Annotated in this window: 3 rRNA genes; all 3 read right to left on the reverse strand. The window is 55.0% G+C overall.

Going from position 1 to position 5,570, the window contains the following annotated elements:
* Positions 1-58: 58 nt before the first annotated feature.
* Positions 59-175, reverse strand: a 5S ribosomal RNA gene (rrf, locus tag HF576_RS20075).
* 112 nt (positions 176-287) lie between these two features.
* Positions 288-3,393: ribosomal RNA gene (locus HF576_RS20080) — 23S ribosomal RNA — on the reverse strand.
* A gap of 420 nt (positions 3,394-3,813) precedes the next feature.
* Positions 3,814-5,335, reverse strand: a 16S ribosomal RNA gene (locus tag HF576_RS20085).
* The 16S, 23S and 5S rRNA genes sit together here, the layout of an rRNA operon.
* Positions 5,336-5,570 lie beyond the last annotated feature (235 nt).

Here is a 5,570-nt window from a genome sequence, read left to right on the forward strand (position 1 = left end):
ATCGGTGTGTTAACGCGAAATGGCCACCCTGCGTTGGGTGGCCATTTCGGTAATGGGTGTCCGGCGGTGTCCTACTCTCCCACAGGGTCTCCCCTGCAGTACCATCGGCGCTGGGAGGCTTAGCTTCCGGGTTCGGAATGGGACCGGGCGTTTCCCTCTCGCTATGGCCGCCGAAACTCTCTTGATGTTTCAGTCGTACACACAAACAAAAGTGTTGTTGTGTGTGGTGTCCCGACCGTACATCGGGAACCACTCAGTGGACGCGTGCACCAGAAAAAGTTGGTGGTGTTATCAAGTCATCGGCTTATTAGTACCAGTCAGCTGCACACGTTGCCGTGCTTCCACATCTGGCCTATCAACCCAGTAGTCTGGCTGGGAGCCTCTCACCCGAAGGTATGGAAGTCTCATCTTGAGGCCGGCTTCCCGCTTAGATGCTTTCAGCGGTTATCCATCCCGAACGTAGCTAATCAGCGGTGCTCCTGGCGGAACAACTGACACACCAGAGGTTCGTCCAACCCGGTCCTCTCGTACTAGGGTCAGATCCTCTCAAACTTCCTACGCGCGCAGCGGATAGGGACCGAACTGTCTCACGACGTTCTAAACCCAGCTCGCGTACCGCTTTAATGGGCGAACAGCCCAACCCTTGGGACCTACTCCAGCCCCAGGATGCGACGAGCCGACATCGAGGTGCCAAACCATGCCGTCGATATGGACTCTTGGGCAAGATCAGCCTGTTATCCCCGAGGTACCTTTTATCCGTTGAGCGACAGCGCTTCCACAAGCCACTGCCGGATCACTAGTCCCGACTTTCGTCCCTGCTCGACCTGTCAGTCTCACAGTCAAGCTCCCTTGTGCACTTACACTCGCCACCTGATTGCCAACCAGGTTGAGGGAACCTTTGGGCGCCTCCGTTACTTTTTGGGAGGCAACCGCCCCAGTTAAACTACCCACCAGGCACTGTCCCTGAACCGGATTACGGTTCGAAGTTAGACATCCAGAGTGACCAGAGTGGTATTTCAACAACGACTCCACGAATACTGGCGTATCCGCTTCACAGTCTCCCACCTATCCTACACAAGCCACACCGAACACCAATACCAAGCTGTAGTAAAGGTCACGGGGTCTTTCCGTCCTGCTGCGCGTAACGAGCATCTTTACTCGTAATGCAATTTCGCCGAGTTCGCGGTTGAGACAGTTGGGAAGTCGTTACGCCATTCGTGCAGGTCGGAACTTACCCGACAAGGAATTTCGCTACCTTAGGATGGTTATAGTTACCACCGCCGTTTACTGGGGCTTAAATTCTCAGCTTCGCCTTGCGGCTAACCGGTCCTCTTAACCTTCCAGCACCGGGCAGGCGTCAGTCCGTATACATCGTCTTGCGACTTGGCACGGACCTGTGTTTTTAGTAAACAGTCGCTACCCACTAGTCTCTGCGGCCACCACACCCTTTTTGAGGCAAGCTCATATAAGTGGATGGCCCCCCTTCTCCCGAAGTTACGGGGGCATTTTGCCGAGTTCCTTAACCACGATTCTCTCGATCTCCTTGGTATTCTCTACCTGACCACCTGAGTCGGTTTGGGGTACGGGCGGCTAGAACCTCGCGTCGATGCTTTTCTTGGCAGCATAGGATCACCCACTTTTCATCCGCATCGTGTCTCAGCCGTGATGAGTCGCGGATTTGCCTACGACTCGGCCTACGCACTTGCCCCGGGACAACCATCGCCCGGGTTGGGCTACCTTCCTGCGTCACACCTGTTAATACGCTAACCGCACCAGCATAGGGTCGTGCGCTAGGCCCAGAGCGTCACCCCGAAGGGATCAGTCACTGGGATTCAGACACTTAGCATTACTGGATTGATTGGGGCGGTTCTTCGCCGGTACGGGAATATCAACCCGTTGTCCATCGACTACGCCTGTCGGCCTCGCCTTAGGTCCCGACTTACCCAGGGAAGATTAGCTTGACCCTGGAACCCTTGGTCTTTCGGAGGACGTGTTTCTCACACGTCTTTCGCTACTCATGCCTGCATTCTCACTCGTGTGGCGTCCACGGCTGGGTCACCCCGCCGCTTCACTCGCCACACGACGCTCTCCTACCCATCAACACGGCTGGACCACGAAGGCCTACCAATAATGTCAATGCCACAACTTCGGTGGCGTGCTTGAGCCCCGTTACATTGTCGGCGCGGAATCACTTGACCAGTGAGCTATTACGCACTCTTTCAAGGGTGGCTGCTTCTAAGCCAACCTCCTGGTTGTCTAAGCAACTCCACATCCTTTCCCACTTAGCACGCGCTTAGGGACCTTAGTTGGTGGTCTGGGTTGTTTCCCTCTCGACTATGAAGCTTATCCCCCACAGTCTCACTGCTGCGCTCTCACTTACCGGCATTCGGAGTTTGGCTGACGTCAGTAACCTTGTAGGGCCCATCGGCCATCCAGTAGCTCTACCTCCGGCAAGAAACACGCAACGCTGCACCTAAATGCATTTCGGAGAGAACCAGCTATCACGAAGTTTGATTGGCCTTTCACCCCTATCCACAGCTCATCCCCTCAGTTTTCAACCTAAGTGGGTTCGGCCCTCCACGACGTCTTACCGTCGCTTCAGCCTGGCCATGGATAGATCACTTCGCTTCGGGTCTAGGACATGCGACTGAATCGCCCTATTCAGACTCGCTTTCGCTACGGCTACCCCACACGGGTTAACCTCGCCACATATCGCTAACTCGCAGGCTCATTCTTCAAAAGGCACGCTGTCACCCCTACTAAGGAGGCTCCAACGGTTTGTAAGCAAACGGTTTCAGGTACTATTTCACTCCCCTCCCGGGGTACTTTTCACCTTTCCCTCACGGTACTTGTCCGCTATCGGTCATCTGGGAGTATTTAGGCTTATCAGGTGGTCCTGACAGATTCACACGGGATTTCTCGGGCCCCGTGCTACTTGGGATACTCTCCACGCTGCGACCCGACATTTCGGTTACGGGGCTGGCACCCACTATGGCCGGCCTTTCAAGACCGTTCACCTATATCGACGCATCACGCTCACCACTCGGCAGAGTGGCCCGGAAAGTCCCACAACCCCGAATACGCAACTCCTGCCGGATATCACACGTACTCGGTTTAGCCTGATCCGATTTCGCTCGCCACTACTCACGGAATCGCTGTTGCTTTCTCTTCCTGCGGGTACTGAGATGTTTCACTTCCCCGCGTTCCCTCTACCCGCCCTATATATTCAGGCGGGAGTCACCAGGTCAGCACGCCGCCTGGCGGGGTTTCCCCATTCGGACACCCTCGGATCAAAACTTGCTTATCAGTTCCCCGAGGCTTATCGCAGATTGCTACGTCCTTCTTCGGCTCCAGATGCCAAGGCATCCACCGTTTGCTCTTAAAGACTTGAAACATGAGTCCAAAATCTAAATCGAAAACACGAACCCCGAAGGGTCCGCATCGAAATTGACTAATGATCTTTAAGATCATCTTTTCCGAACCAACCCGAAGGTCGGTTCAAAGATGCTCGCGTCCACTGTGTAGTTCTCAAAGTACGGGCGGTACCCACCCCACCCACCAGCAACAGCCGGCATCGGGAATGAGCCCAAGAAGAAACGGAAAACAAAATTCCTGCCCCCGGTCCCTCAGGACCCAACAACGTGCACGCCCCCACCCGAAACCCCCAGACCCTTCCAACCACGCAAGCGCGGCGTACTAAACCCAGAAACCCCCGATGAGAGCCTCGTCAAATGTTCCACCCATGAGCAACCGGACGAGACATTCGCTCGACACGGCGCCTGGACACCCCGAAGAGTGCCAGATGCTCCTTAGAAAGGAGGTGATCCAGCCGCACCTTCCGGTACGGCTACCTTGTTACGACTTAGTCCTAATTACCGATCCCACCTTCGACGGCTCCCTCCACAAGGGTTGGGCCACCGGCTTCAGGTGTTACCGACTTTCATGACTTGACGGGCGGTGTGTACAAGACCCGGGAACGTATTCACCGCAGCGTTGCTGATCTGCGATTACTAGCGACTCCGACTTCATGAGGTCGAGTTGCAGACCTCAATCCGAACTGGGACCGGCTTTTTGGGATTCGCTCCACCTCACGGTATTGCAGCCCTTTGTACCGGCCATTGTAGCATGCGTGAAGCCCAAGACATAAGGGGCATGATGATTTGACGTCATCCCCACCTTCCTCCGAGTTGACCCCGGCAGTATCCCATGAGTTCCCACCATTACGTGCTGGCAACATAGAACGAGGGTTGCGCTCGTTGCGGGACTTAACCCAACATCTCACGACACGAGCTGACGACAACCATGCACCACCTGTTCACCAGTGTCCAAAGAGTCCCGTATTTCTACGGTGTTCTGGTGTATGTCAAGCCTTGGTAAGGTTCTTCGCGTTGCATCGAATTAATCCGCATGCTCCGCCGCTTGTGCGGGTCCCCGTCAATTCCTTTGAGTTTTAGCCTTGCGGCCGTACTCCCCAGGCGGGGAACTTAATGCGTTAGCTGCGTCACGGAATCCGTGGAAAGGACCCCACAACTAGTTCCCAACGTTTACGGGGTGGACTACCAGGGTATCTAAGCCTGTTTGCTCCCCACCCTTTCGCTCCTCAGCGTCAGTTACGGCCCAGAGATCTGCCTTCGCCATCGGTGTTCCTCCTGATATCTGCGCATTCCACCGCTACACCAGGAATTCCAATCTCCCCTACCGCACTCTAGTCTGCCCGTACCCACTGCAGGCCCGAGGTTGAGCCTCGGGATTTCACAGCAGACGCGACAAACCGCCTACGAGCTCTTTACGCCCAATAATTCCGGATAACGCTTGCGCCCTACGTATTACCGCGGCTGCTGGCACGTAGTTAGCCGGCGCTTTTTCTGCAAGTACCGTCACTTTCGCTTCTTCCTTGCTAAAAGAGGTTTACAACCCGAAGGCCGTCATCCCTCACGCGGCGTTGCTGCATCAGGCTTCCGCCCATTGTGCAATATTCCCCACTGCTGCCTCCCGTAGGAGTCTGGGCCGTGTCTCAGTCCCAGTGTGGCCGGTCACCCTCTCAGGCCGGCTACCCGTCGACGCCTTGGTGAGCCATTACCTCACCAACAAGCTGATAGGCCGCGAGCCCATCCCCAACCAAAAAATCTTTCCAACCCCCCACATGCGTGGAAGGCTCATATCCAGTATTAGACGCCGTTTCCAGCGCTTATCCCAGAGTCAGGGGCAGGTTGCTCACGTGTTACTCACCCGTTCGCCACTAATCCACCCAGCAAGCTAGGCTTCATCGTTCGACTTGCATGTGTTAAGCACGCCGCCAGCGTTCATCCTGAGCCAGGATCAAACTCTCCATAAAGAAAAAATGCATACACAACCAGGAAAATGATCATGCAGCGAGTTCGAAACTGACCAAAAACAAATGTCACTGACATCCATTAAATTGATCCAAAGGAATCCCAACGACCACCAAAAGATGGCCGACGAGGTTATTTGGCATTTGACAAGTGCACGCTGTTGAGTTCTCAAGGATCAGACGCACCCACCCACCAACCACCACACAAGGCAGCCAGCACAGCAGGGCAACTTCACTA

It is taken from the genome of Microbacterium salsuginis, assembly GCF_012524205.1.
GTDB lineage: Bacteria > Actinomycetota > Actinomycetes > Actinomycetales > Microbacteriaceae > Microbacterium > Microbacterium salsuginis.